Source organism: Devosia marina (genome assembly GCF_009758415.1).
Taxonomy (GTDB): Bacteria; Pseudomonadota; Alphaproteobacteria; order Rhizobiales; family Devosiaceae; genus Devosia; species Devosia marina.
Genome location: NZ_WQRF01000007.1, coordinates 1 through 25,920, shown reverse-complemented (window position 1 = coordinate 25,920; position 25,920 = coordinate 1). Strand labels below are relative to the sequence as shown.

Here is a 25,920-nt window from a genome sequence, read left to right as displayed (position 1 = left end):
GTCAGATTACTCCCAGCCGCAAGGCGATATTGTCAGTCAGCAGCGCCAGGAACAGCACGAAGAGATAGCTCAGGGAAAAGGTGAACAATGTTCGCGCGGTGCGGCGCATGGAGATGCTGTCAGGCGCGCGCAACAGGCGCAGGGACAGCCAGATGAAGCTCAGGCCGGTCAACACGGCAACCGTGCCGTAGATCCAGCCCGAAAAGCCGAGCAGATTGGGCAGCACGCTCGAGGCGGCCAGGACGATGGAATAGCCAAAAATCTGCCACTTGGTGGATTTTTCACCTGCCACATTCGGCATCATGGGGATACCGGCGGCGCCGTAATCGCCCTGCTTGTAGAGCGCCAGCGCCCAGAAATGCGGCGGGGTCCAGAGGAAGATGATGAGAAAGAGCGCAAAGCTTTCCCAGCTCAGCGTGCCTGTCACGGCGGCCCAACCGACCATGGGTGGAAACGCCCCGGCGGCGCCACCAATAACGATGTTCTGCGGCGTCGAGCGCTTGAGCCACATCGTATAGACGACCGCATAAAAGAAGATGGTGAAGGCGAGAAACCCGCCGGCGACCCAATTGGTCGCCAGCCCCAGCAGGGTCACCGAGAACACCGAAAGGATCAGGCCGAAGGCCAAGGCCTCGCCGGCGGTCATGCGGCCAGCCGGGATCGGGCGGTTCTGCGTGCGGCTCATCACCGCATCGATATCGGCATCGTACCACATGTTGAGGGCGCCCGAGGCGCCTGCCCCGATGGCAATGCAGACAATGGCGACAAGGCCGACAAAGGGATTGATCCCGCCCGGCGCCACCAGCATGCCCACCAATGCCGTGAACACGACCAGCGACATGACACGCGGCTTCAGCAGCGCGAGGTAGTCCTCGACGCGCGCACCGCCTGCAAGGGCGGGAACATCACTGCTGTTGTCGATATAAGCCACGGGTCTTTCCTTGGTGAACGGACCGCACCCTGGGGCGCGATCCGCAATTCTGTCCGTCCGGAGCGCCTAGTGCGCGTCCTTGCTCTCGATCTTGGGCAGCGTCGAGAACTGGTGGAACGGCGGAGGCGAGCTCAGGGTCCATTCCAGAGTGGTCGCGCCATCACCCCAGGGATTGTCACCGGCTGGGCGCTTCTTCCGGCTGGCTTCCCAAGTGGCGTAGAAGAAGATGATCATAGCCACGAAGGTCACATAGTAGCCGATGGATGAAACACGGTTCCACAGCGCGAAAGCATCGGGGTAGTCGATATAGCGGCGCGGCATGCCGGCGAGACCCAGGAAGTGCTGCGGGAAGAAGATCAGGTTCACACCGGCGAACATGACCCAGAAGTGCAGCTTGCCCAGGAACTCGTTGTACATGTAGCCGAACATCTTGGGGTACCAGTAGTACCAGCCGGCGAAGATCGAGAACACGGCGCCAAGCGAGAGCACGTAGTGGAAGTGGGCCACCACGTAATAGGTGTCGTGCAGCGCACGGTCAGCACCGGCATTGGCCAGCACCACGCCCGTGACACCGCCAACGGTGAACAGGAAGATGAAGCCGATGGCCCAGAGCATGGGAATGCGGAAGGTGATTGATCCGCCCCACATTGTGGCGATCCAGGAGAAGATCTTCACGCCTGTGGGAACCGCGATCACCATGGTGGCGGCCACGAAGTAGCGCTGAACGTCGAGGCTCAGGCCCGTGGTGTACATGTGGTGCGCCCACACGACGAAACCGACGAAGCCAATGGCCACCATGGCATAGGCCATGGCCATGTAGCCGAAGACGGGCTTGCGGGAGAAAGTCGCCACAATGTGGCTGACGATGCCGAAGCCCGGCAGGATCATGATGTACACTTCAGGGTGACCGAAGAACCAGAACAAGTGCTGGTAAAGGATCGGATCACCACCGCCATCGGGGTTGAAGAATGTGGTGCCGAAATTGCGGTCGGTCAGCATCATGGTGATGGCGCCCGCCAGCACCGGCAGGGCCAGCAGCAGCAGGAAGGCGGTCACCAGCACGGACCATGCAAACAGCGGCATCTTGTGCAGCGTCATGCCCGGGGCGCGCATGTTGAGAATGGTGGTGATCAGGTTGATCGCACCCAGGATCGAGCTCACACCCGCCACGTGCAGCGAGAAGATCACGAAGTCGGTTGCGGGGCCCGGATGACCACTGGTGGAGAGCGGCGGGTACGCCGTCCAGCCACCACCAAAGCCAAGAGCACCGGCCGGACCTTCGAAGAACATCGAGAGCACGGTCAACAGCAGGGCCGGCGGCAGCAACCAGAAGGCCACATTGTTGATGCGGGGGAAGGCCGTATCAGGCGCACCGATCATCAGCGGGGCAAAATAGTTGGCAAAGCCACCCATGGTCGCGGGCATCACGGTGAAGAACACCATGATCAGGGCGTGGGCGGACACAAACACATTGAACATGTGCTTGCCGGCATCCAGAGCAGCATCACCCTCCAGACCATAAGACATGGCAGCCAGGCCATGGAAAATCTGGATACCCGGCTCCTGCAGCTCCATGCGCATGGCACCCGAGAGCAGACCGCCGATGACACCGGCAATGATCGAGAACACGAGATACATGATCCCGATGTCCTTGTGATTGGTCGAATAGACCCAGCGCCGCCAGCCCGTAGGGGTATGGTGATCGTGGCTGGCGTGGCCGTGCCCGGTGGCGTGGGCTTCGAGGTTAGCGGTATTTGCCATTGTCTTGTCCTCTGACCCTTCGCTTAGAGAGCCGGCAGCACGGAGGCTGCTTCGGCATAGTTGCGGCTTTCGGCGAACGCGGTGATGAAGGCTTCATACTCTTCGGCACTCACCACACGCACGGCGATCGGCATGTAGGCGTGGTCCTTGCCGCACAGCTCGGAGCACTGACCGTAATAGATGCCGGTTTCGCGCGCATTGAACCAGGTTTCGTTGAGGCGACCCGGGACAGCGTCGACCTTGACGCCGAACGAGGGCACCGCGAAGGCGTGGATTACGCCGGTCGGGCTGGAGGTCACCTGCAGACGCACAGTGGTATCGACGGGCACGACCAGCTCGTTATTCACGGCCAGAAGGCGCGGCTGGCCGGGTTTGAGCTCGGCGATTTCCTCTTCGGAGAGAATGTTGGAATCGAAGGCAACGCCCTGATCCACATATTCATAGTTCCAATACCACTGCTCGCCGGATGCCTTGACGGTGATGGTTGCTTCAGGAACCTCGACTTCGCCGAGCGAGAAGATGTTGGCGCCAAGATACTTGCGCTCGCCATCGGGTACGGTCATCTGGTCGGACAGCACCCCGAAGGACGGGATGGCAATGACCACCAGGATCAGGATCGGCACGACCGTCCAGACCACTTCGATCAGCGTGTTGTGGGTGAAGCGCGCCGGCACGGGATTGGCCTTGGCGTTGAACCGCACCACGATGACCACCAGCAGGGCCAAAACGAAAAGCACGATCAGCGTGATGGTCCACATCAGGATGCCATCATGGAAGGCAACGATGGAGTCCATGATCGGCGTCACCGATTCCTGCAGGTGGAACTGGCCCGGTGCAGCGTACCCACCGGCATCATCCTGGGCTGAAACCGCAACCGGCACCAACGCCGTCGCGCCCGCAATCGCGGCACCCATCTTCCTGAAGAACTGTCCGGTCACCATATACCCCCTATCGACACGTTCTGGCGGCGTGCACCGAAGCGGGAGGGACTTATAGCGGCATAGCGAACGCCGCCCCGACTCAACTTCGGAGCGCAAAACTCGTGCTTGACCTAAATCACATTGCTTACCCCGAGTCTATTCTGTGCTTGGGGGTGCGCACTGCGGCATATTGGTGCTGCCTGATGCTGCCCTCGCCTCATGCGCGCCGCAGTTTCTACCCACAACGGGCCGGAAATCTGGGGGTTTGGTTGACAGCTTCGAGTGCGTGTCGGAAACAGGCTGACCCCACGCGCAAAACGTCGATTCGACGGGAGAATTGGAAGAAGTGATGGTCTGGGCAAAGCGGCTTGGTGTGATCGGTGCATGTGCAATGGCCCTGCTGGCGGCGCCCGCCCTGGCCCAGGGCACCGTGCGCGCGGAATATGGCGACTGGCAGATGAGCTGCGATACGCCACCGGGCGCCAGCTTTGAACAATGCGCCATCATCCAGAATGTGCTGGCCGAAGATCAGCCCAATGTGGGCCTCTCCGTCATTGTGCTGCGCACGGCTGATCGTGAAGCGCGGCTGCTGCGGGTTCTGGCGCCGCTGGGCGTGCTGCTGCCCAATGGCCTGGGCCTCAATGTCGATGGCACCGATATGGGGCGCGTCGCCTTCGTGCGCTGCCTGCCCAATGGCTGCATAGCGGAAGTTGAACTCGATGATGACATCATCAGCGTGCTCTCCGAGGGAACCACTGCCATCTTCGTGGTCTTCAAGACCCCCGAGGAAGGCGTTGGCATTCCGGTCTCCCTCGACGGATTTTCCGAGGGCTTTGCAGCCCTACCCTGATTACGGAGGCAAAATCGCGTGAGCAACGAGGAACGCGGGGCCCAGCGGCATCGCACCCTGAAACGCGGCAAGATCGTCTTCAATGACGGCCGGTCCACTTTCGACTGCGTAATCCGCAATCTCTCGGACACAGGCGCCAAGCTGACCGTGACGAGCGCCTTTGGTGTGCCGCAGCGCTTCGTTCTGGCGATGGCCGATGGTCGCAAGCTGGACTGCGAACTTGCCTGGCACAGCGAAACCGAGATCGGCGTGCGTTTCATCTGAGGCAAAAAACCGGGCACATGCGCTGCACGGCCCGGCAAGTTTTCAGGAAACGGGGCCGGTGGGAAAACCGGCCCGGGAGATGGGACGCGCACCGGCAAAAGTGATCGTCCCAACTTTCGGCGCGGCGTTCAGCGATAGCCGCGAATTCCCATGTGCTCAGAGGCGGGCGTTGCGGGCCCGGGCAGCATTGAGGACCATGCCGGGGGTCCGGCCGTTGCGGGCCTGGCTGGCCTCGACAATGTCGCCACGGGTGATCCCGAGATCATCAAGCTGGGTCGTATCGAGTTCCAGCAGCCCACGAAGTGTCTTGCGACGGGCGCGCGCCAGCTTCGCGCTGGCGAACCAGGCGGAAAGAGCACGTACAGGGTTGACGTGCGAGCCGGCCACAACTGACCGCTCGCCGGGAAGCGAAAGAGCCATCTTCTTCTCCAATGGACAGGACTGGCCGCCGGAGGGAGGCCGGCGTGCGTCGACACGACGTTGTATCGATGATCCCTAGATAAGGCTCTGGACTTCCATTCGTCCAACAAATAGATTTCATCCACTCGATCAATTTGGGTGATGGAACGATGGCTGCCCCTCTTGACCTCGATCAGTTGCAGAGTTTCTGCGCCATTGCCGATTGCGGTAGCTTCACGGAAGCGGCGCGGCGGGTGAACAAAACCCAGTCCGCCGTGTCAATGCAGATCAAGCGCCTGGAAGAGAGACTGGGCCAGACTCTGCTCGCCCGCGATGGACGCAGTGTCAGCCTCACCCACCACGGCGAGGTGCTCTATGAGCGGGCGCGCAAGATGCTGCGCACCAATGCGGAAATCCTCGACCACTTCAACGACAGCGATTTGGCCGGCTCCATCCGTTTCGGTGTGCCGGACGATTATGCCGTGCGCTTGCTTCCGGTCATCCTCTCAAGCTTCCAGCGCACCCATCCGCGTATTGCGGTGGACGTGAGCTGCATGGCCTCGGAGGAATTGCTGAACGGGATGAAGGCGGGGCGCTACGATCTCATCGTCTTCACACAGGGCACCGATCACAATTTCGGGGAGCTGTTCCGCACGGAAAAAATGTTCTGGGTGGCCAGCCATGGCGGCCGCGCTTTGGCCAGCGAGCCACTGGCCATCGCCTGCGGACCCAATTGCTGCATCTGGCGCAAGGACGCCATGGAACAGCTCGACCGCAGCGGGCTGGACTATCGCGTCGCCTATACCTCGTCCAATGCCACGGCGATCTCCTCGGCGGTTCTGTCCGACCTTGCCATCGGCTTCCTGCCCGAAAGCGCCCTGCAGCCGGGCATGCGCGTGATCGGCGAAGAATATGGCCTGCCCCGGCTGGCCGATGCGCAGATCGCCCTCACCCGCGCCAGCCACGCCTATGGCGGCATATATGACGCGCTGGCCAATCACATCGTCCAGTCCATGGGCAATCTGGAGGGCGTGGTCCAGGTGGAAGCGGCCGAGTAGCAGCTTGACCCGTTCCCGGCTTTGTCGCACCAGAGGCATATGTCCCAGCTTCTGACCAATGCCGCCGAGTTCACCGTTTCCGAGATTGCCCAGGCGGTCAAACGCACGGTCGAGGATGAATTCGGCCATGTAAGGGTGCGCGGCGAGATATCCGGCTTTCGCGGGCAGCATTCCTCCGGTCACGCCTATTTCACCCTAAAGGACGATGCGGCCTCCATCGACGCCGTCGTCTGGAAGGGCAATTATGCGCGCCTGGCCTTCAAGCCAGAGGAGGGTCTGGAAGTCATTGCCACGGGACGGCTGACCACTTTCCCGCGCTCCTCGAAATATCAGATCGTCATCGAAAACATCGAGCCGGCCGGCGCGGGCGCCCTGATGGCGTTGCTCGAAGAGCGCCGCAAGAAGCTGCTCGCCGAGGGGCTGTTCGCCCGCGAGCGCAAGCGCCCCCTGCCCTATTTGCCCAAGGTCATCGGCGTCATTACCTCACCGACCGGCGCGGTGATCCGCGATATCCTGCACCGGCTTGATGACCGGTTTCCCAGCCATGTGCTGGTCTGGCCCGTACGGGTGCAGGGCGACACCTGCGCTCCCGAGGTGGTCAATGCCATTGAGGGCTTCAACGCGTTGCTGCCCGAGGGACCGATTCCCCGGCCCGATCTCTTGATCGTGGCGCGCGGTGGCGGCTCGATCGAAGATCTCTGGGGGTTCAACGAGGAGGCCGTGGTTCGTGCCGTTGCCGGCTCGGAAATCCCGGTCATTACCGCTGTCGGCCACGAGACGGACACGACGCTGGTTGACTACGCCTCGGACATGCGGGCGCCCACGCCGACCGCTGCTGCCGAAGCCTCGGTGCCGGTGCGCGCCGAGCTGATCGCCTATGTCGATGACCAGGGCCTGCGCCAGCGTCAGGCGATGCGGCGGGAGCTGTCGAGCCTCAAGGACCGTTTGCGGGCCGCCGGGGCTGGTCTGCCTCGCCCGGCAGATCTGGTCTCGACGCAACGACAGAGCCTTGATCTCGCCAGCAGCCAGCTTTCCGGAGCGCTCCGGCACTTCGTTCAGGCGCGGCGCATCCGCTTTTCAAATCTGGCGGCCTCGGTGCAGCCGCGCCTGGTCCGGCAGCGTCACGTTGAACTGGGCGAACGCCTGGAGGCACTAGGGCGCCGCAGGACGGCGGGGCTCCTGACCACAATCGACCGCGCGCGCCTCACCTTTGCGCCGCGCGCGCGTCAATTGCCCCAAGCGGCCGCCACTGCGCTCGAGCGCAAACAGACGGCCCTGGCGCGCCTGCTGCCCCGACTGTCCGACCAGCCGCTGCGCGCCGAACTGCGACACGCCCAGGGGCGGCTTTCGCCCATTGGTGCCCGGCTCGACGCTGCTGCAATGCAAACTGCCCAGGCGCGCCGCGTGCAATGGGAGCAATTGGGCAAGCTTTTGGAAACCCTGAGTTATCGAAATGTCTTGGCACGCGGCTATGCACTGGTACAGGACGAAGCCGGCCAGATCGTCACCAGCCAGGCGGCGACCCGGCCGGGGGATACGCTCAAGCTGAGCTTTGCCGATGGCGAGGTTGGCGTGGTCGTTGCCGGCGCCCCCGCAGCCAAGCGGAAACCTGCCCGGTCCGGCCCGGATGATGGTTCACAGGAAAGCCTCTTTTGATGAGCATTTCAGTCCGGTATAACAGCGCGTCAGCCGAGGAATGAGAAAATGAACATTTTCGACAAGGGGTTTGCGCCTGCAGAAGCGAACCTGCGCTATCTCGATGGCGATTATGTCGTGCTCAAGCCGGGCAGCTTTGTGCGCTGCGCCATCACGGGAAAGCCAATACCGCTCGATGAACTGTTCTATTGGAGCGTGGACCGGCAGGAACCCTATGCCGACGCCATTGCCGCCAATACGGCCTTTGAACGCTTCGGCCGGGGCCATTAGGAGTGGTCGAGGCGGCGCCGCGTCAGCGCTTCTTGGTCATTTCGAACGGGCATGGCGAGGATTGGATCGCCTCCGCAATTGCCAAACATCTCACCGATAGATTTCTGGTCGAAGCCTGGCCGGTGCTGGGGGGCGGCAATGCCTATGCCGGCATCTGCCCGATCGTGGGACCAAGAGCCCGGCTTGAATCGGGAGGCGCACGCACGGCCAAGGGCTCGCTGCGCCGCGACCTGACCAAGGGCGGGCTGGCCACCATTCCTCCAGCCCTGCGTTACATGCGCTCGATCCGAAATCGCTATGACCGCATTCTGGTGGTGGGTGACGCCATCGTGCCCTTGCTGGCCTGGATCACCGGCCATCGCGGCCTTTATTATGTCGACTGCTACAAGACGGGCGCGGCCCGTCTCTATTCGGGCCTGGAACGGCATGTGATTTCCCGCACCTGCCGCCGGGTGTTTTGCCGGGCCGATAATCTTGCGGAAATTCTGCGCCAGGTGGGCGTCGAGGCGACCGCGCCGGGCAATCTGATGATGGATACCATCCCCTATGGCGACTACGACGCCCAGAGCCGCCGCAGCCAGCCGCTTGCAGTGACGCTGCTGCCCGGCAGCCGGGGCGAAACGCCGGCCAATTTCGCCCGGCAAGTAGAGGCATTGCGCCGCATGCCGGTCGAGCACCGGCCCGATGCCTTTCTGGCCGTAGCGGGGGAAATCCCGGTCACCGACCTGGCCGAGGCCAGTGGCCTGCAACGAACCAACCTGCTCAGCGCCGAGGGCGACGATCTGGGCAGCCTCTCGGACGGCGATGTCACGGTACATCTGCTGCGCGGCCGGGCCATGGGCAATGTGCTGGCCGTTTCCGACATCGTGCTTTCACAGGCCGGGACCGCAACTACCCAGGCGCTCGGCCTGGGCAAGCCCGTCATCTACATGACCAGCCCGAAAGACCGGCAATCCCGCTTCGAGGACGAACAGCGTCTTTATGGCGAGGCCCGCATCGCCGTACCTGGCGAGGCCGACGCTATCGCCAAGGCGCTCGGAAGGCTCATCGATTCTCCCGATGAACGCGCGCGCCTCGGCGCCATTGGCCGGGAACGTATTGGCGGCGCGGGAGCTATTGACGAGGTTCTGGCTGCGCTTGGATCCTGACCCGCGCCTGATGGCCCAAGGCCATCAGCCCACCCAGGGCCGCAGCGAACAAGGCAGTCTGCGGCAGCACGCCGAACATGGCATTGGTCAGCCCAAGCGTGGCATAGCCAATGATCAGCACCACAGCCGCAAGCCACAATCCCGGAAAATCTCGCAGGCGCAGGCCCCTCAGGGCGAGTGCCGGCGAAAGCAGCAGCAGGAAATAGGCGGCAAGGCCCAAAGCACCCCCCAGCGCAGCAAAATCGGCGATATCGCTATGCAGGTTTTCCAGCGTATGGAGCGATGTCATATCCGGGTAGAGTTCGCGCACCAGGGGCATCATCTGCCCATAGCCGATCCCCACAATGGGCGCGGATTGCAGCGCCTGCCAGCCCGCTTCATAAAGAGCCGTGCGATAGGGATCGTTTGCCGTCATGAACCCCAGCAAGGCCGTGACCGGATCTTCTGCGGAAAGGGCCGAGGCCAGACTGGACGGGATAATCAGCAACCGCTGCACCAACAGGCTGTCCGCTGCCAGAACGACGAACAGCACCGCACCCGCGACTGCGGCGGCAATGGTCGCGAAGGCGAGGCGCCAACTCTTGAAACCGATCAGCAGGATCGGCAAGCTGACCACGGCCAGCGACAACCAGGCGAGTAGCGGTCCTCTTGAGCCGGAGAGGACCACGCCCACCAGGGCCAGCGCCGGTCCGGCTAGATAGATCACACGCCACCGCGCCGCGTTGGACACCATGCCCACGAGGGCCAGAAAGCCCAGAATCGTGGTGATGCCGCCAAAATGGATCGGATTGTTGCCCACGCCAGCGCGAGCCGTTCCGGTGGACATTGCCTCCCACAGGCCAAAGCCGACAGCGCTGCCCACACCGAAGAGGCACAATAGTGGGAAGATATGGGTACCGAGCCTGTCGAGCCCCGCCCGGCCTCGCTCCAGAAGCGCCGCAATGCCCGGCGCCGCCAGCATGGGCAGGCAGGCAGCCAGCGGCAGCAGGTCCATGGAAGAGCGATAAACTAAGGGCAGAGTCGCAGCCAGCAGCAGCAACGCGGCATAGATCATGACTGCGGCAGGTCCAACCAGGGCCCTGCTGCTGGCGAATGCGGCAAGGCCGAGGCCGACCAACCCGCAGACGATGACGACATAGTCCGCAATAAAGGGCGCCGTACCCATGAAGCCGAGCCCAGCCACCAGGGCTAGTCCGCCAATGGCGGACCAGGGATCAAGCCTCAAGTTCAGGCCCCGGCCTTATCGCTATCGGGGTCCAGCAGGCGGTGCAGATGCACGATGAAGTAGCGGGTCTGGGCGCTATCGACGGTCTGCTGCGCCTTGGCCCGCCAGACTTTTTCGGCCGCGGCGTAATTGGGATAGACGCCCACGATGTCCACCTGGTCGAGATCGGCAAAGGTGATGCCGTCCGTGCTGGCGAGCTCGCCACCAATCACCAGGTGCAGCAGTTGCTTGTCGGTCGTTTCAGCCATCGGTCAGTCTCGCGTTTGAGGCAATTGCGTTTCGGCAGTATCCGCGCTGTCCTGGGCTTGGGGGCAACCATAAACCTTGATCAGCGCAGCATGCACGAGGGGTTTTAGGCTGATGTCCCCCAGGGCCGCAAGCGCCCCGTGACGCACATCTCGTTTGTTCAATTGTGGGAACCCGATGCAGACATCGGCGAAGTCGAGACCGCACTCACTCAGGATAACCGCTGCTCCGGCTATGTCCCAATCCTGCGAGCCGCGCCGGGCCACCGCCGCATCGAGCCTTCCAGTGGCTACCTGCACCAGCCGGTAGGCCAACGAGGGATAAGCAGGGCCGCGTGCATAATCGAGGCCAGCGGCCTGCAATTCCTGATGCACCGCACCGGGGGCCGGGATCAGCGGCGGCGCTCCCGCCCTGCGGGAGCGGGTCAAGGGTTTGCCGTTGAGCCGCGCGCCGCCACCCTTGTGAGCGTCATAGAGCTCGTCGCGCGCCGGCGCGTAAACCACGCCGGCAACCGGAACCCCGTTCTCCACCACCGCCAGCGAGACAGTCCAGTAGTCCTCGCCGCGGAGGAAGGCGCGGGTGCCGTCTATGGGATCGACCACAAATACCCGGTCACAGTCCAGACGCGAAGGATTGTCGACGGTTTCCTCACTGAGCCAGCCATAAGCGGGCCGCGCCTGCAGCAGGTTTGCCGCCAGGAACCGGTCGACCACGATATCGGCCTCGCTCACGGGCGAGGCATTGTCCTTGGTCCAGGACTTGATATCGCGCCTGAAATAGCTCGAGGCGATGATGCCCGCTGCCACCGCCGTCGAGCGGAGCAGTTCAAGATCATCATCATAGGGTGGGGCGAAAGCCGGCATTGTGCGGGCCTTTTAGGCTTGGTGGCGCTTTTCCACAAGAGCGCGCCGCTCAGAGGCAAATGTGGCAGGGTAAACAGGGTTGCAAGAGGCTGGGTTAACCGCTTCTGACTGGGTGCAATACCCTGCTAACCCTCCGGTAAAACAACATAAATTTAACCCAACCGATTAAGGCCGTGGGTAAGGGGCTGGGGTAGATTGGCCCTACAAACGGAGCACAAAAAACAAGCTCTCGAAGTTACAGGAAGGCATCAAAAAATGGTTCATGGCGTTGCGATGGAAGGCACATCAGTGGTTCTGGCCTTTGGCCGCCCGGCCGTAGCCGAGCGCCGCTTCATGGCGGCCAACGACAACGGTCCCAAGGACCCGGTCAAGACTGTCACCGTCCGCAAGATGCTCGAACAGAGCGGCGTGGCGATCAAGATCAAGGTGCCGGTCACCGAATTCATCGGCGTGGCCGTGGCCACCGCGATTTCCGAAGACGGCATGCTGACCAGCTCGATCGAACTGGTCCATTCCGATGCGGAATTGAACTACAAGGTGTTCGAGGAAGAGGGCAACCACAACGTCGTCGCCGAATGGCAGAACTGGGGCAAGAAGCTCCGCCTGCCGCTGTTCATCAAGGCCGGCGATGGTGCCTATATGCCCTATAGCCAGCAGGTCGATGGCGTCATGCTGGGCCATACCGCCCCGCGCCGGAAGCTGGCCGCCGATGCTTCGCGCCGCCCCCGCTTCCTCAACCGCCGCAAGCCCGGCCAGGCCGACGCGCACTAAATCTATTGCTCTCCAAAGCAAGCCGAAAAGGGTCAACCGGTGGTGCGGTTGGCCCTTTCGGCTTTTCTGGCGGCAACTACCACACCCACTCGGCCAGCAGCGCCAGTGTCAGCGCCATGCCGACATAGTGGTTGTTGTAGAAGCGGTTGAACGGATTGAGCGGAACCTCCTTGTCCAGCGTCCAGAGCTGCCAGGCCAGCAGGCCCGCCGCCACCAGCGAGAGACCGGCGAAGATCACTCCACCGCCCGCCATCAGTGAGGCCACATTCCAGAGCAGGAAGGCTCCGGCATAGAGCACCGCCACGGCCGGGCGCACATTGTCGCCGAACAGGCGCGCGGTGGATTTGACGCCAACCAGCGCATCATCCTCGATATCCTGCAGCGCATAGATGGTGTCATAGCCGATGACCCAGAGGATGGTGCCGAGGTAGAGCACCACCGGCGCCCAGCTCAGGCCCCCGGTCTGGCTCGACCAGCCCACCAGCGCCCCATAGGAAAAGGCGAGGCCGAGGAACAGTTGCGGCCACCAGGTGATCCGTTTCATGAAGGGGTAGATCGCCACCAGCACCAGCGAGGCAATGGCGGCGTAAACCGTGAAGCGGTTGAACTGGAACAGGATCGCCGAGGCCAGCAGCGCCTGGGCCACCAGAAAATAGAAGGCCTCGCGGGACGTGACCTGTCCCGAGGGAATGGGGCGCGAGCGGGTGCGGGCGACCTTCATGTCGATGTCGCGATCGACAATGTCGTTGAAGGTACACCCCGCGCCGCGCATCAATATGGCGCCGAGAAACATCAGAATGGCCGCCCACCAGCCAAAGCCAAATGCCGGTTGGGCGAGCGCAGCCAGCCCAATACCCCAGGCGCAGGGCCAGAACAGCAGGTAAAAGCCGATAGGCCGGTCCCAGCGTGCCAGCCGGCCATAGGGCTTGATCGGCTCGGGCGCATAGCGATCAAGCCAGTTGTCCTTGCTTGCGTCGGCCACGGTGCCGGTGGGGTCTGGGGTATTCATGTGCGTCTCTCGCGTGCCACCGATTTCCCCTCTCCCCTTGTGGGAAAGGGACGGATTTTCTGCGTTCAGCAGAAAATCAGGTTGAGGGGTTCTCTCCACGCATACAGCGTTTATGGTGGCGCGCAAAACCCCTCATCCGCCCCTTCGGGGCACCTTCTCCCACAAGGGGAGAAGGAAAAATGGTGCCTAGTCATGCCCCGCAGCCACGCCTCTATTCCGCGCCTGTTCGTCGAATCCGATCTTGCGGCCGGGACAGAACTGACCCTGAACAAGGACCAGTCGCTCTATCTCGCCGCGGTCCTGCGCAAGAGCGTGGGCGATGCGGTGGTGCTGTTCAATGGCCGGGACGGCGCCTGGCTTTGTCGGCTGACCAGCGATTCGAAAAAGTCGGTCGCGCTGGCAATCGTCGAGCAAATCGCTCCCCAGACCCCGCCATCCGATCTCTGGTATGGCTTTGCCCCGCTCAAGAGCGAACGGCTCGATTACATGGTCCAGAAGGCGGTCGAGATGGGCGTGGGCACCATCCAGCCGGTCATGACCCAGTTTACCCAGCTTCACCGCCTCAAGGCCGAACGCCTTGCTGCCAACGCCGTGGAGGCGGCCGAGCAATGCGAAGTGCTTAGCGTGCCGCAGATTGCGCCGGCCATTGATCTTGATACCCTGCTCGATGGCTGGGTTGCGGCGCATGGTGACCGCAAGCTGGTATTCGCCGACGAAGGCGAAGCGTCTTCCTCGCCGGTCATTGCCATGGAACAACTGGGCGGGCAGCGTATTGGCCTCCTCATCGGCCCGGAGGGCGGATTTTCAGACACCGAGCGGGAAAAACTGCGCGCCCTGCCCTTCGTTGTCCCCATCAGCCTTGGGCCCAGAATCCTGCGCGCCGACACCGCGGCCGTGGCCGGCTTGGCGGTCATACAGGCGATCATCGGTGATTGGCGATAAAAGGCGATTGCTTTCCGTCTTGCTCTCGCTATGTTCGCGCCCCAGTTTAGACCCTCGAACATGAGGACCATATGGCCGGTGCCGACACCCCCTCGCCCCTGATTTCTTCACGGGCAGATCTTATCGAGGCGATGGAACGCGGCGCCAAGCCGGCGGATCAGTGGCGCATCGGCACTGAACACGAAAAGCACGTGTTCCATACCAATCCGTTGCGCCCGGTTGCCTATGAAGGCGAACAGGGTATTCGCGCGCTTCTGGACGGCATTGAGAAGGAGACAGGCTGGCATCCCTTCTATGATGGCGACCACCCAATCGGTCTTCGGAACAACGAGATCGCCGGCGGCATTTCGCTCGAACCGGGTGGCCAGTTCGAGCTTTCCGGCTCGCCCATGGCCGACCTGCACGGCACGGCCGCCGAACTGGCAGAGCATATGCGTGTCTCCAAGAAGGTCGCCGAACCGCTCGACATTCACTTTCTCGGGCTGGGTGTCACGCCGATCTGGGCCGTGGACGAGATCGCCTCCATGCCCAAGTCGCGCTACGCCATCATGACCAAATATATGGGCCAGACCGGCACGCTGGGCACATCGATGATGTATCGCTCGGCCACGGTGCAGACCAATCTCGACTTTTCCGGCGAAGCCGACATGGTCAAGAAGCTGCGCGTCTCGCTGGCGCTACAGCCTATCGCCACGGCCCTGTTTGCCAATTCGCCATTCGCGGGCGGCCGCGACACCGGCTATCTCAGCTTCCGCAGCGAAATCTGGCGCAATACCGACGATGAGCGCACCGGCATGCTGCCCTTTGTGTTCGAACCCGGCTTCGGGTTCGAGCGCTATGCCGATTACGCGCTCGACGTGCCGATGTATTTCGTCATCCGCGACAAGAAATACATCAACGTCGCCGGAGAAAGCTTCCGCGACTTTCTCGATGGTCGCCTGCCGCAGCTTCGGGGCGAAAAACCGACCATCAAGGATTGGGAGGATCACCTTTCGACCCTTTTCCCCGAAGTGCGCCTCAAGCAGTTCCTGGAGATGCGCGGCGCCGATATGGGCGATGAGGCCCATGTGGTGGCGCTCTCCGCCTTCTGGACGGGCCTGCTCTATGACGACATCTCTCTGGAAGGCGCCTGGGAATTGGTGCGCAACTGGACCGATGATGATCGTGAGCATTTGCGCCGCGAAGTGCCCCGGCTCGGGCTCAACACGCCGTTTGACCGCTCCTCGATTTTCGACGTTGCCGCCCAGGCCGTGGGCATCGCCGAAGCGGGCCTGGTGCGCCGCAACCGCCTCAACGCCAAAGGCCAGGACGAAACCATCTATCTCGCCCCGCTCGAAGAAACCGTGCGCAGCGGCAAGGCCCCGGCCCAGCGCTGGCTCGACAAATTCCACGGCGAATGGAAGGGCGACCTGACGCACATCTTCGAGGAAGCCGAGCTTTAAGGGAGTCGCGTCCGGCGGGTGAGCGGGCCTTCCCGGCTATAACCCGCAGCTCCCCCTTGCCCTAGCCCGTACTTTCCTGCATCACGCCCGCAAACGGCACGGAGGCAAGACATGCGCGTAATGGTCATTGGTTCGGGTGGGCGCGAACATGCCCTGGCCTGGAAGATCGCGCAGTCGCCGCTGGTGGATGCCTTGTTCGTTGCGCCGGGCAATGGCGGGACGGAGGGAGTCGCCACCAACCTCAACATCGACATCACCAACCATGCCGCGGTCATCGCCGCGGCGCAGGAACACGCCATCGACTTCGTCGTGGTCGGCCCCGATGCGCAGGTCGTGGCCGGGCTGGGCGATGACATTCGTGCCGCTGGCATCGCCTGTTTCTGCCCGTCCAAACAGGCCGGTCAGCTTGAAGGTTCGAAGAGCTTCACCAAGGCGCTCTGCGACGAGTTCGATATCCCCACAGCCGCCTATGGCCGGTTCGAGGACGAGGCCTCGGCCCTCGCCTATCTCTATACGCAGGGCGCGCCCATCGTGATCAAGGCCGATGGCCTGGCTGCCGGCAAGGGTGTCACCGTAGCGATGAGCGTCGAGGAGGCAGAGGCCGCCATTATCGACTGCTTTGCCGGAGCCTTCGGCGCATCTGGCGCGTCCGTGGTCATCGAGGAGTTCATGCAGGGCGAGGAAGTCAGCCTTTTCGTGCTCACCGATGGCAGCGCCATTCTGCCCCTCACGACCGCTCAGGACCATAAGCGCGCCTTTGACGGCGATACCGGCCCCAATACCGGCGGCATGGGCGCCTATTCGCCGGCCCCGGTGATGAGCCGCGAAATCTATGACGAGACCATGGCCCGCATCGTCGAGCCGACCGTGCGCGGCATGGCCCAGCGCGGCACCCCCTATGCGGGTGTTCTCTATGCCGGACTGATGCTGACCGAGGCCGGGCCCAAGCTTGTGGAATACAATGCCCGCTTCGGCGATCCGGAGTGCCAGGTGATGATGATGCGCATGGAGAGCGACATCGTGCCCCTGCTCCACGCGGTCGCCACCGGCACCCTGGCCGGCCAAAATGTCGCCTGGAAAGACCAGTTTGCGCTGACGGTCATCATGGCCACCCAAGGCTATCCCGGCGACTACGGCAAGGGCAGCGAGATAAAAGGGGTCGACGGCCTCGATAATAATGCGCTGACCGTGTTCCACGCCGGAACGAAGCGTGATGGCAACCGTTTACTGGCCAATGGTGGGCGCGTGCTTAATGTTACCGCGCTCGGGGCATCGGTCAAAGAGGCACAGGAAAGTGCTTACAGAGGCGTGGACGCAATTGATTGGCCAGAAGGCTTCTGCCGACGCGACATCGGCTGGCGCGAAATCGCCCGAGAAGGCTGAACCATTTTTCAATCTTAAATCACTAAGCTTGCTGCGAACCGTCTTTGACGCGGCCCCGCCGCAGCGCCCGCTGACGCCATTGCAACAGCGCGGCATGGCGCTGGCGGACAGGCTGCGCATGAAGGGTGCGGAGCGTGGCAGGATGAACACGAGCAGCGAACCGAAAATCGGAGTGGCCCTGGGCGGCGGCTCGGCCCGTGGCCTCACCCATATTCCCTATATCGAGGCCATGGACGAACTCGGCCTCAAGCCTACGGTAATATCGGGCACCTCGATCGGCGCCCTGATCGGCGCGGGCTGGGCCTCGGGCATGACTGGTCGGGAATTGCGCGAGCATTCCTTCGAGGTGCTGGGCACGTTGCGCACCATTGCGAGCAGGCTCTGGGCCACGCAGATCCGCGGCCTTGGCGGCATGCTCAAGAATGGCATCTCCATGCAGATCGAGGCCACCAGCGTGGTCGACGCTTTCCTGCCCGACAATTTCCCGCTCGAGTTCAAGGACCTCAAGGTCCCGCTTTATGTCGTGGCCACCGATTTCCAGTCCTGGCACCAGGTGGTGTTCAATTCGGGCCTGTTGCGCCCCGCCATTGCTGGTTCCCTGGCAATACCGAGCTTTTTCAAGCCGGTGGTCTATAATAATCACCTGCTGGTCGATGGCGGTGTGGTCAATCCGCTACCGCTCGACCAGGCCGATATCGGCACCGATTTCCTGATCGGCATCGATGTGGCCGGCGACCCTTCGGCCAACATCACCAAGACCGACCACAAGGCCATCGACATCTGGTTCGGCTCGGCCCAGATCATGATGCATTCCCTGACGGCACACATGATGGCGGCCTATCCGCCCGACATCTATATCCGCCCGCGCGTCTCGCATATCGGGGCCATGGAATTCTGGCGGGTGCGGGAAATCATCGCCCATGCCGATGCGGAAAAAGACCGCTTCAAGCGCATGCTGGAGCACAGGATCGAGGCCTATATCCAGGACCGCATCGAGCCGATCGACAGCAATCCCAGGGACTGACTCTATTCAGCGACCTGCACCACGACGCTGCCCCGCTTGCGGCCGGTATCGGCATGGGCATGGGCGGCCGGCATGTTGGTGAAGGCATAGACCTTGTCGATATGCGGTCGGTACTGGCCCAGCGCGGCGAGGCGCCCGAGTTCGACAATATCCTCAAGCCGCTCATCGGCCGGCCCGGCAATCATCCGCTTTCCTTCGGGTCCCTTGCGCAGGCTACCCAGCATTTCCTTAAGCGTCCCGGCAATGGCGAGATAGCGTCCACCGGGCTTGAGCAACTTCTGCGCCCTGGCGAAATCCATCGCTTCAACCGTGTCGGCGATGACGTCAAAACGCGCGTTGTGCCGGCTCACATCGGTGCTGTGATAATCGATCACGGTGTCGGCACCATGCGTCCTGACCAAGTCCAGATTGCCTGCGCTGGTCGTGGCAGTGACATGCACCCCCGCCAGCTTGCCCAGTTGCACCATGGCCGAACCGACAGCACCCGCCCCCCCGAGCACCAGCATGGACTGCCCTTCCCGCACGTCACCCCGGCGCAGATAGGTCAGGGCCGTGGTGCCGCCGAAACAGAGCGCGGCACCGGTCAGCATGTCGACGCCTTCAGGCAGATGAGCGACTGGCCCGGTTTCCTTGAGCAGCACATATTCGGCATGCGTACCCATCCTGCCGCCGGGAAAGGCATAGACCGCCTCGCCGGGCGAAAACCGTGTTACGCCCTGCCCCACGGTCTCGACCTTGCCCGCAAGTTCCGTCCCCAGGATCGGCTGGCGCGGCCGGTTCCAGCCCAGCGCCAGGCGGCCGAGCGTTTTCATGCCCGGTGGAAAGTCGCAGGCGCGGATGCGGCGGTCTCCCGAATTGACCGTGGTCGCATGTACTTTCACCAGGATTTCTCCGGGCTGGGGGACGGGCTTGCCGACCTCTTCGAGGCGTAGCACTTCGGGGCCGCCATAATCGCGGGCAAACCAGGCTTTCATTTCAGGCTCCTTGGGGCCGCTAGCGGCCCTGTTTCTCATCGGCCTTCCACTGGAAGACCGCACCAATCTCGACGCCAAAGACCTCGGCAATGCGGAAGGCGGCCTCCAGAGAGGGAGAATACTTGTTCTGCTCGATGGCGGCGACGGTCTGCCGGGTCATGCCGATGGCATCGGCCAGTTGCTGCTGGGTCATCTCGCCATGCTCGAAACGCAGCCGCCGAATGGTGTTGGATATGGGAGGCGGCGCCGGCATCACGCATACCGCCGGTACTGGATGATGACGATGATCTCGCGCACGACGGCCGCAAAGGCGGTGACGAAGAGGATCAGATTGACCAGCATGATCGCCGTCGCCCCCACCGGATCGAGGGTGAAATCGGCGCGCGCGATATCGGTGATCCACTTGCTCGCCAGCACGATGGTGACCAGAAGGATTTCGAGCAGCGCCAACCCGAAGCGGTTCGAGATGGCCTCGATCCGCACTTCCATTTCGTCAGCCGGCGGGTCGAATGCCTGCCCGCCCAGCCGCGCCGCGATGATCGCCGCCGGCAACATGATGACCAGGGCAATCCCGAAGCACCACAGGAAGCGCCAGAACAGAATATCCCCATCCAGTTGGCGCGCGGCAAAGTCGGCCCAGGCGCTCCAGAAATACCAGCCAAAAATCACCAGCGAAGTCGTTACCGCGATCCACGCTACTTTTTCCCGCATCGCCATTCGACGTCTCCATGGAAAAGATTACCGCCGCCATATCGATCATTTCGAACATAGTGTCAAGTATGTTTAACATTACGTTCGATATTTCACGCATCAGCTGGCGGGGTGAATACCGCGTAATAAACCGTTTGCTTAATTATCTATATGGTTTATTATTAGACACATGGAAGACGCAGAAGCACTCGATGCCGTGTTCGCGGCACTGGCGAACCCCACCCGGCGTGCCATTCTAGCCCGGCTCTCCAAGGGCGACGCTACGGTGAATGCGTTGGCAGAACCGTTTGACATGAGCCTGCCCGCCATCTCGAAACATCTCAGGGTTCTTGAACAGGCAGAGCTGATCACGCGCAGCAAGGACGCGCAATTTCGTCCCTGCAGGCTGAATGCTGAGCGGCTGAAGGACGTGGCCCTATGGACCGAACAATATCGCCACATCTGGGATGCCAGGTTTGACGCCATGGCCAGGGCAATCGAAGATTTAAGGGAGACCACGGATGACCAAGGCACCGGAATGGGTGAAGATCACGCGTGAAGTCGATGCTCCGATCGATCTGGTCTGGGAGATGTGGACCGACCCGGAACAGTTCAAGAAATGGTATGGCCCCAGGGGGATGACCGTGCCGACCGCCCAGATGGACGTGGTGGTGGGTGGCACACGGAAAATCTGCATGGAAAAGCGCTCCCCCGACCGCACCATGACGATGTGGTTTACCGGCGTTTACAAGGAGGTCAGCAAGCCCGGCCGCCTGGTCTATACCGAGAGCCTGTGTGACGCCGATGGCGTGTTGATCGCGCCTCAGGCCATGGGCATGCCGGACGGACACCCGGACATCACCGAGGTCATCGTCGAACTCGCCGAAGCCGGCGAGAGGACGGTGATGACCATGACGCATGTCGGCGTGCCCGAAGGCACCGCGGGCGGAGGCGGCTGGTCACAGGCCTTCGACAAGCTCGCGGAGCTGCTCGCCGGAGCTTAGTCCCGCAGCTTCCTGAAGAAATCCACCAGCATCGTCTCGGCGCGGCCGGCCGACAGTCCGCCGATCACCTCGGGGCGATGGTGGCAGGTGGGCTGGTCGAACAGGCGGATACCGTTCTCGACCGCCCCGGCCTTGATATCCTCGGCCGCGAAATAAATCCGGCGCAGTCGGGTGTGGGCAATGGCCCCGGCGCACATGGCGCAGGGTTCGAGCGTCACATAGAGGTCGCAGCCATCCAGCCGCCCGGTGCCGCGCACCGCCAGAGCCGACTTGATCGCCAGCATCTCGGCATGAGCGGTCGGGTCGGCCAGCGCCCGCATGCGATTGCGCTCGGCAGCCAGAACGGTCTGCCCCTCGACAATGACCGCACCCACCGGCGCCTCGCCCTGGGCAGCGGCCTCTTCAGCCAGGGCCAAGGCCAGTTCCATGGGCGAAGGCGCGCTCGACATCCGTCTCGTCCTCAGTTTCCCTTGCGCCGGCCCGCCGCCAGCGTCGCAATGCCAATCCCGCCCAGAATGATCGCCGAGCTGACCACCAGCCGCGCGTCGAGCGCTTCGCCGATGAACAGCACAGCGCCGAAGGCCGACAAAGCCGGCACGGAAAGCTGCACGATGGCCGCCCGCGTGCGAGTCAGGGCCGGAAGCACCGCATACCACACCGCATAGCCAAGACCAGAGGCAACTGCGCCCGAAGCAATGGCATAGACAAGCCCGTCCCATCTGGGTGCATTGTCCCATACGCCGATCACCAGCAGCAGTATCGCCACCGGCGCGCAGCGTAGAAAATTGCCCGCCGTGTCGTCCAGCGGCCGCTCCGATCCACGCCCAAGCAGGGAATAGGCGGCCCAGCACAGCCCAGCCAGCACCATGAGCAGGGAACCCAGGGGATCCGGCGCGGTGAGGCCGGGCGAAACGAGATAGGCGAATGCGCCAAGGGCCACGAGCAGGCCGAGCCATTCGAGCAGACCGGGCCGGTCACCCGCTGCGATCGCGCGGGCCACCATGCCGATCTGCACGCTGGCGAACAGGATCAGCGCGCCGGTCGCTGCGCCCAGCCATCCATAGGCCAAGGAGAACCCCAATGCGTAGCCAAGCAACGCTCCCGCCTGCAGCCAATGTCCCGCAAGGGAAAATCCCGCTCCACTTTGGCGCGTACGCCACCGGACCAGCAAAAACAGGATGACGGCACCGGCCAGAATGCGAATGCCGGTATAGCTCAGCGCATCCATGGCACCATCGGCCAAAGCGAGCCGGGCCAGCACCGAATTGGCGGCAAAGGCAATCATCGCCAGCGCTGTAAGCAGGACTATGCGCATCCGTCACCCCCGGCGCCACCATAAGCGTCAGCTGGTGGCCTGTCTTGCAGATTTGCTGCGGCGCGCATGCTCAGGACGGCGCGTATTCAACGGGATCAATGGCCGCCTTCAGCGCCTCCAGCTCGCCCTCGGTCCAACCCTCTGGCTGCGTGACCTCCACCCAGGCATCGATATAGTCCGCCGGGGCATAGACATGGCCATGCCCCACCGGCGGAGTTTGCGCCAGTGCCGCATCGAGGGCCAGTTGCAGGAAGGTGATGACCGGATACCAGTTAAGCGCAGGAGAGACATCGGGGCCGCGCGGTGCATTGAGCCAGTCCGGTCGCTGCCAGTCGGCATCGAAAGAAAAGAATACGATCGGGTCACTGGCATATTGCAGGAAGACGATCCGCATCGGTCCCCAGGACAGGCCCTCCCAATCCCTGGCGCCCGTCTGGTTCATGAAACGCACCGCCGAGGAATTGCCGAAGCGGGGCAGCCAGGCAGGCGACCCCGGCACCCGGCTCTCGGTCATGCGCGACCAGATCGGGCTGGAAAAGGGCGGCCCGGCCCAGAGCGCTCCATCGAAAGGGTCGGCCAGCACATCATAGACCGTTGTCGAATTCTGCGAGGCCAGCGCCCCCAGGCTCAATCCGTGCAGATAAAGCCGTGGCCGGTCATCGCGCGGCAATTGCGTCCAGTAATCATAGACCGTGTTGAACAGCGCCTGGGCGGTTTCGGTGCCCAGTTCGGGTTCGATAAAGAGCGAAAGCACGCTGGTGAGATAGGAATATTGCACCGCCACGCTCGCCACATCGCCCCCGTGGAGATATTCGAGCGTGTCGATCGCCGCCGGGTCGACCCAGCCTGTGCCCACCGGCATCACCAGCACCAGCACCGAGCGCTCAAAGGCGCCGATGCGCACCAGTTCGGCCAGGGCAAGCTGGGCGCGTTCCATCACCGTGGGGGCCGAACGCAGGCCAACATAGGTGCGCAACGGCTGCAGCGCGGGCTTGCCGGTCATGGCCTCAATCGCGGCCGCATCGGGCCCGGACTGCACATAGACCCGGGAATCCCGGCCAATGGTCTCCCAGTCGATCAGGGACTCGGCGCTGCCGGTCTGAAACCATTGGCTAGGCGCTTCGGCCTCGGTCTGCACCAGGGCGTCGAGCCGCTCATAGAAATTGTCGGCCGCCCGCAGCGCCGCGCGCAGGAACAGATTGTTGACCAGAATGCTGATCAACAGGGCCACCAGCGCCGTCGCCACCACAAAGGCGGCCCGGCGTGGCATATGCGGCAACAGCCAGCGCCAGATCAGCCGGATGATGGTGACCAGCAGCTTGCCGACAATCAGAATGGCCGCGGCAATGGGCAGGGCAAAAGTCGCGATCTGCAGCGGCTGGTTTTCTTCTACCGGCGGCATGTCCATGACCGCGCGCACCGAGTTCTGCCAGGTGTTGGAATACCACAGCGCCACCAGCACCAGCCCCAGGCAGACCAGCCCGACCAGCAGGCCCAGCGCGCGCGTCACGCGCCCCGGCGGCACCTTGAGCCCGAGGAACCCCCATAGCCAATGCGCCAGATTGCCGAAGCCATAACCGATGGCAAAGCAGCACCCCGACAAAATGCCCTGCACCGTCTCGGTGCGCGGCAGCAGCGAAGGCGTCAGCGACAGCGCAAAAAAGATCGACCCGACCAAGAGGCCCGGCGGCGAGAGATGATAGGCCACCGCATCCCAAAAGGCATTTGCCCTTTGGGCCCAATCCTTTGGCGGGCGGGAACCAGTTCTCGACATGGTGCTTAGGTGAACCCGGAAGAGTGACGGGGTCAATGCTGGGGAGGGGGCGGCCGGGTGGTGGTGCTCGGGCTGGCTTGGGGTGGGGGCGGACTGGCGGCTCTGTTGTACGAAGTATGCGAAACGGACATTAGCGTGTCGGGAAATCCGGTCCCCAAGCCGGATCTCCACTTCAGACTAACATATGCTTCACCAACTGCGGAAAATAATCCCGAGGGTAGTAATCGTGGGGACTAGAAGCAGGGTGAATCCCACGGCGTAGACCACAGCTACAGTCACACGTCGAGCGAATGCTGAATAGTCCAGAGAAATATATTCGAGGAAGAACACATCCTTTGGATTTTTGACAACCTCATTAAGGAATTCGTACTGAAACGGACGATCAATGTTGCGACCAGACTGGAGTATTTCCATTATCGAGTCAGTGCGAACGTTACCAGAGCCAGTCACGAGAGACTCTCTAGCCTCATCCCCATAATCAAGCGCATCGTGCTCTAAGATGTCTATATCCGTATCGGTGCCCTCGAACATAGACCTAATAAAGGGATGAAGCGCTGATGAGACTCTGTCGAGTGAACTTAGGGAGCCACCTGAGAACATAGGATGACGCTGCTCTTCGTTATTATATCGTCGGTAAAGTGATATCGTACTAAGAAAGCTATCGCGGACGATGTTTGGCGTGTTCAGATCGGACATGTGCCGAACGTAATCTACCGCACTTGCCGAAGTCTTGATTGGCTCCGGCGCCAATGCAGCATAAAGCGCCGTCGCTAGACCAACCCCCAAGACGCCCAGATATAAGAAATACAGACGTTTGCTATGCAGATAGTCGATGGCGTTAATTCCAATAGGCTCGGCGCCAAACGGCGACACCAAAGCCACGTATTCTGATAGTGTTGAGTTGAATACAACCAAGTAGCCGATAATTGGCGCAAATATGGTGATCGTCGCTATCCGGGAATTGCCGATTTTTGACAGGCTGGACCACCGAACCCCTTCCGACAGAGCGACAAAAATTGCTCGAAGCATCATTGTGAAGCTTCTCTTGCTAATCGTATCAACTCTTCCATACGTGCTGTCGTGCTTACCAGGGCGTTTGCGACCAATGCCAATGCCGTGCCACACAAGGCAAACTGGAACTCGGAAATTCCGCTGAATCCTACCTGATGTTGTTCGGCGCGAAAGAAGCTCATTGGCATAGAATGGATATATGCAGAAAAATAGGATTCGAAGAAGTCGTAGTCAGCCACATCCCAACCGGCCATCCTCACTGCGTTTCGTATGCCCCCGATATAGTAGTCCCGAGACTTCAATATCCGTTCCCGTTGTTCCGGGGTTAGCTTGGAAAACTCCGCATTAGCTAGAATTTCGGACGCAATACGGTCAATGTGAAACCGATACTCGGCACGCATCTGCTTCACCTCCTCCCCATTTTCACCTGCCTCCCTTGCACGAAACATTCGGCTGCGGTGCGAGGTATCGTGGAGTTGCAGTATTAGGTGTCGCAACTCCCATTGCTCGGGACTGAGGCTCGGATCCGAGATGTAGAGCATCATGAGGGCTGCCTCGACTGCAGTGCGAGCGATTGAGGCGACAGAAAAATGGTCGAGGGGCCTCGCCTCGCCGCCTGAGCGGACGCCCGCATCGATGACATCGAAGATCGTCATGGTGTTGACGATTGTGCGCGCATGTAGAAATGCGGCCCAGTGCCCCTGCCATCCGTCCAGAAGCCCTATACCTGCATCCGAGACCGCGACAGCGGCAGCGAGCGCTGTCTCACAGGTATCGCGCTCGGTTTGATAGTGGTCCTCGCTCATCGCTTCACCCATGCATGCATTGTCTGCTTCCGAGACTAGTGCAACTGGTGCCGAATGTCCGCGATGGTGAAGGGTTTCGGGCGCTGTTTGGCGTACGAAAGCCACCCATGCAGGAACCCGCGGTCCGAATTCTCTGGGCTATGGGGTTTTCCGTTTTGGCGTGACTGAGGTTCTGCTGTGCGCC

Annotated in this window: 29 protein-coding genes; 13 read left to right on the top strand and 16 right to left on the bottom strand. The window is 62.0% G+C overall.

The features are described 5' to 3' along the window. Window position 1: 1 nt before the first annotated feature. From GO014_RS15950 to coxB, 3 genes are all read right to left on the bottom strand, one after another. Entirely contained in the window at window positions 2–931 is a 930-nt protein-coding gene (locus tag GO014_RS15950; RefSeq protein WP_343030993.1) for a heme o synthase, read from the bottom strand. A 66-nt stretch (window positions 932–997) separates the two neighbouring features. Beyond that, window positions 998–2,692 (bottom strand): cytochrome c oxidase subunit I, encoded by a 1,695-nt coding sequence (gene ctaD / locus GO014_RS15945; protein ID WP_157291300.1) that lies wholly within the window; start codon window positions 2,690–2,692, stop codon window positions 998–1,000. Window positions 2,693–2,715: 23 nt separating this feature from the next. Then, window positions 2,716–3,633, bottom strand: a complete 918-nt coding sequence (coxB, locus tag GO014_RS15940) for a cytochrome c oxidase subunit II (protein ID WP_157291299.1) — start codon at window positions 3,631–3,633, stop codon at window positions 2,716–2,718. A 328-nt stretch (window positions 3,634–3,961) separates the two neighbouring features. On the opposite strand from coxB, the gene GO014_RS15935 reads away from it, so the two are divergent. Together GO014_RS15935 and GO014_RS15930 are read left to right on the top strand one after the other, a co-directional pair. Then, a complete protein-coding gene (locus tag GO014_RS15935) occupies window positions 3,962–4,462 on the top strand; it encodes an invasion associated locus B family protein (RefSeq protein WP_104894731.1) in 501 nt (166 codons plus the stop codon). An 18-nt stretch (window positions 4,463–4,480) separates the two neighbouring features. After that, on the top strand, window positions 4,481–4,726 hold the full coding sequence (locus GO014_RS15930) for a PilZ domain-containing protein (protein ID WP_343030991.1): 246 nt from the start codon (window positions 4,481–4,483) through the stop codon (window positions 4,724–4,726). 156 nt (window positions 4,727–4,882) lie between these two features. Here the strand turns inward: GO014_RS15930 and GO014_RS15925 are convergent, their stop codons facing one another. Further along, entirely contained in the window at window positions 4,883–5,146 is a 264-nt protein-coding gene (locus GO014_RS15925; RefSeq protein ID WP_157291298.1) for a YjiS-like domain-containing protein, read from the bottom strand. Window positions 5,147–5,295: 149 nt separating this feature from the next. Here GO014_RS15925 and GO014_RS15920 point away from each other — a divergent pair, with 149 nt between their 5' ends. From GO014_RS15920 to GO014_RS15905, 4 genes are read left to right on the top strand one after another with little or no spacing between them, the layout of a single operon-like run. Continuing rightward, window positions 5,296–6,183 carry a LysR family transcriptional regulator gene (locus tag GO014_RS15920; RefSeq protein WP_116589275.1) on the top strand — a complete coding sequence of 296 codons (888 nt, stop codon included), beginning with the start codon at window positions 5,296–5,298 and terminating at the stop codon, window positions 6,181–6,183. Window positions 6,184–6,222: 39 nt separating this feature from the next. After that, window positions 6,223–7,839 (top strand): exodeoxyribonuclease VII large subunit, encoded by a 1,617-nt coding sequence (gene xseA / locus GO014_RS15915; protein WP_157291296.1) that lies wholly within the window; start codon window positions 6,223–6,225, stop codon window positions 7,837–7,839. A gap of 48 nt (window positions 7,840–7,887) precedes the next feature. After that, window positions 7,888–8,109, top strand: coding sequence for a DUF2093 domain-containing protein (locus GO014_RS15910; protein WP_104891825.1), 222 nt, complete (start codon window positions 7,888–7,890; stop codon window positions 8,107–8,109). A gap of 32 nt (window positions 8,110–8,141) precedes the next feature. After that, window positions 8,142–9,257: a glycosyltransferase family protein gene (locus GO014_RS15905; RefSeq protein WP_157291294.1), complete on the top strand. Its 1,116-nt coding sequence runs from the start codon at window positions 8,142–8,144 to the stop codon at window positions 9,255–9,257. Here GO014_RS15905 and GO014_RS15900 read toward each other — a convergent pair. Genes GO014_RS15900 through GO014_RS15890 form a run of 3 tightly spaced genes read right to left on the bottom strand, consistent with a single transcriptional unit; the run spans window position 9,223 to window position 11,591 of the window. Next, window positions 9,223–10,482, bottom strand: coding sequence for an O-antigen ligase family protein (locus GO014_RS15900; protein WP_157291293.1), 1,260 nt, complete (start codon window positions 10,480–10,482; stop codon window positions 9,223–9,225). The two genes, GO014_RS15905 and GO014_RS15900, sit on opposite strands and share 35 nt — an antisense overlap. 2 nt (window positions 10,483–10,484) lie before the next feature. Further along, a complete protein-coding gene (locus GO014_RS15895) occupies window positions 10,485–10,730 on the bottom strand; it encodes a DUF4170 domain-containing protein (protein ID WP_116589279.1) in 246 nt (81 codons plus the stop codon). Window positions 10,731–10,733: 3 nt separating this feature from the next. Beyond that, window positions 10,734–11,591, bottom strand: a complete 858-nt coding sequence (locus tag GO014_RS15890) for a 3'(2'),5'-bisphosphate nucleotidase CysQ (RefSeq protein WP_157291292.1) — start codon at window positions 11,589–11,591, stop codon at window positions 10,734–10,736. 255 nt (window positions 11,592–11,846) lie between these two features. On the opposite strand from GO014_RS15890, the gene GO014_RS15885 reads away from it, so the two are divergent. Next, window positions 11,847–12,362, top strand: a complete 516-nt coding sequence (locus GO014_RS15885; RefSeq protein ID WP_157291290.1) for a DUF6101 family protein — start codon at window positions 11,847–11,849, stop codon at window positions 12,360–12,362. Between the two features lie 76 nt (window positions 12,363–12,438). Here the strand turns inward: GO014_RS15885 and ubiA are convergent, their stop codons facing one another. Next, window positions 12,439–13,371: a 4-hydroxybenzoate octaprenyltransferase gene (gene ubiA / locus GO014_RS15880; protein WP_157291289.1), complete on the bottom strand. Its 933-nt coding sequence runs from the start codon at window positions 13,369–13,371 to the stop codon at window positions 12,439–12,441. A 192-nt stretch (window positions 13,372–13,563) separates the two neighbouring features. On the opposite strand from ubiA, the gene GO014_RS15875 reads away from it, so the two are divergent. From GO014_RS15875 to GO014_RS15860, 4 genes are all read left to right on the top strand, one after another. Continuing rightward, a complete protein-coding gene (locus GO014_RS15875) occupies window positions 13,564–14,313 on the top strand; it encodes a 16S rRNA (uracil(1498)-N(3))-methyltransferase (RefSeq protein WP_157291287.1) in 750 nt (249 codons plus the stop codon). A gap of 71 nt (window positions 14,314–14,384) precedes the next feature. Beyond that, a complete protein-coding gene (locus tag GO014_RS15870) occupies window positions 14,385–15,755 on the top strand; it encodes a glutamate--cysteine ligase (protein WP_157291286.1) in 1,371 nt (456 codons plus the stop codon). A gap of 111 nt (window positions 15,756–15,866) precedes the next feature. Further along, window positions 15,867–17,138 carry a phosphoribosylamine--glycine ligase gene (gene purD / locus GO014_RS15865; RefSeq protein ID WP_157291284.1) on the top strand — a complete coding sequence of 424 codons (1,272 nt, stop codon included), beginning with the start codon at window positions 15,867–15,869 and terminating at the stop codon, window positions 17,136–17,138. Between the two features lie 28 nt (window positions 17,139–17,166). Continuing rightward, on the top strand, window positions 17,167–18,162 hold the full coding sequence (locus GO014_RS15860; protein WP_157291282.1) for a patatin-like phospholipase family protein: 996 nt from the start codon (window positions 17,167–17,169) through the stop codon (window positions 18,160–18,162). 2 nt (window positions 18,163–18,164) lie between these two features. Here the strand turns inward: GO014_RS15860 and GO014_RS15855 are convergent, their stop codons facing one another. Genes GO014_RS15855 through GO014_RS15845 form a run of 3 tightly spaced genes read right to left on the bottom strand, consistent with a single transcriptional unit; the run spans window position 18,165 to window position 19,853 of the window. Beyond that, window positions 18,165–19,136 (bottom strand): NAD(P)-dependent alcohol dehydrogenase, encoded by a 972-nt coding sequence (locus GO014_RS15855; protein ID WP_179952994.1) that lies wholly within the window; start codon window positions 19,134–19,136, stop codon window positions 18,165–18,167. 19 nt (window positions 19,137–19,155) lie between these two features. Further along, on the bottom strand, window positions 19,156–19,389 hold the full coding sequence (locus GO014_RS15850; protein WP_157291279.1) for a helix-turn-helix transcriptional regulator: 234 nt from the start codon (window positions 19,387–19,389) through the stop codon (window positions 19,156–19,158). Then, entirely contained in the window at window positions 19,389–19,853 is a 465-nt protein-coding gene (locus tag GO014_RS15845; protein ID WP_157291277.1) for a hypothetical protein, read from the bottom strand. The genes GO014_RS15850 and GO014_RS15845 overlap by 1 nt, the downstream gene beginning before the upstream one ends. Before the next feature lie 190 nt (window positions 19,854–20,043). Between GO014_RS15845 and GO014_RS15840 the strand changes: the two genes are divergently transcribed. After that, a complete protein-coding gene (locus GO014_RS15840) occupies window positions 20,044–20,385 on the top strand; it encodes an ArsR/SmtB family transcription factor (protein ID WP_425482091.1) in 342 nt (113 codons plus the stop codon). Next, window positions 20,348–20,830 carry an SRPBCC family protein gene (locus tag GO014_RS15835; protein ID WP_157291276.1) on the top strand — a complete coding sequence of 161 codons (483 nt, stop codon included), beginning with the start codon at window positions 20,348–20,350 and terminating at the stop codon, window positions 20,828–20,830. Before GO014_RS15840 ends, GO014_RS15835 begins: the two co-directional genes overlap by 38 nt. On the opposite strand, the gene GO014_RS15830 is transcribed toward GO014_RS15835, so the two are convergent. The 5 genes from GO014_RS15830 to GO014_RS15810 all read right to left on the bottom strand — a co-directional run bounded on the left by GO014_RS15830 (window position 20,827) and on the right by GO014_RS15810 (window position 25,748). Then, a complete protein-coding gene (locus GO014_RS15830) occupies window positions 20,827–21,279 on the bottom strand; it encodes a nucleoside deaminase (RefSeq protein ID WP_157291274.1) in 453 nt (150 codons plus the stop codon). The genes GO014_RS15835 and GO014_RS15830 overlap by 4 nt on opposite strands. Window positions 21,280–21,290: 11 nt before the next feature. Further along, window positions 21,291–22,145 (bottom strand): DMT family transporter, encoded by an 855-nt coding sequence (locus GO014_RS15825; protein ID WP_157291273.1) that lies wholly within the window; start codon window positions 22,143–22,145, stop codon window positions 21,291–21,293. Window positions 22,146–22,215: 70 nt separating this feature from the next. After that, window positions 22,216–23,853, bottom strand: a complete 1,638-nt coding sequence (locus GO014_RS15820) for an alpha/beta hydrolase (RefSeq protein WP_343030990.1) — start codon at window positions 23,851–23,853, stop codon at window positions 22,216–22,218. 255 nt (window positions 23,854–24,108) lie between these two features. Continuing rightward, window positions 24,109–24,951 (bottom strand): hypothetical protein, encoded by an 843-nt coding sequence (locus GO014_RS15815; RefSeq protein WP_157291270.1) that lies wholly within the window; start codon window positions 24,949–24,951, stop codon window positions 24,109–24,111. Continuing rightward, window positions 24,948–25,748, bottom strand: a complete 801-nt coding sequence (locus GO014_RS15810; RefSeq protein WP_157291268.1) for a hypothetical protein — start codon at window positions 25,746–25,748, stop codon at window positions 24,948–24,950. The genes GO014_RS15815 and GO014_RS15810 overlap by 4 nt, the downstream gene beginning before the upstream one ends. Between the last annotated feature and the right edge of the window lie 172 nt (window positions 25,749–25,920).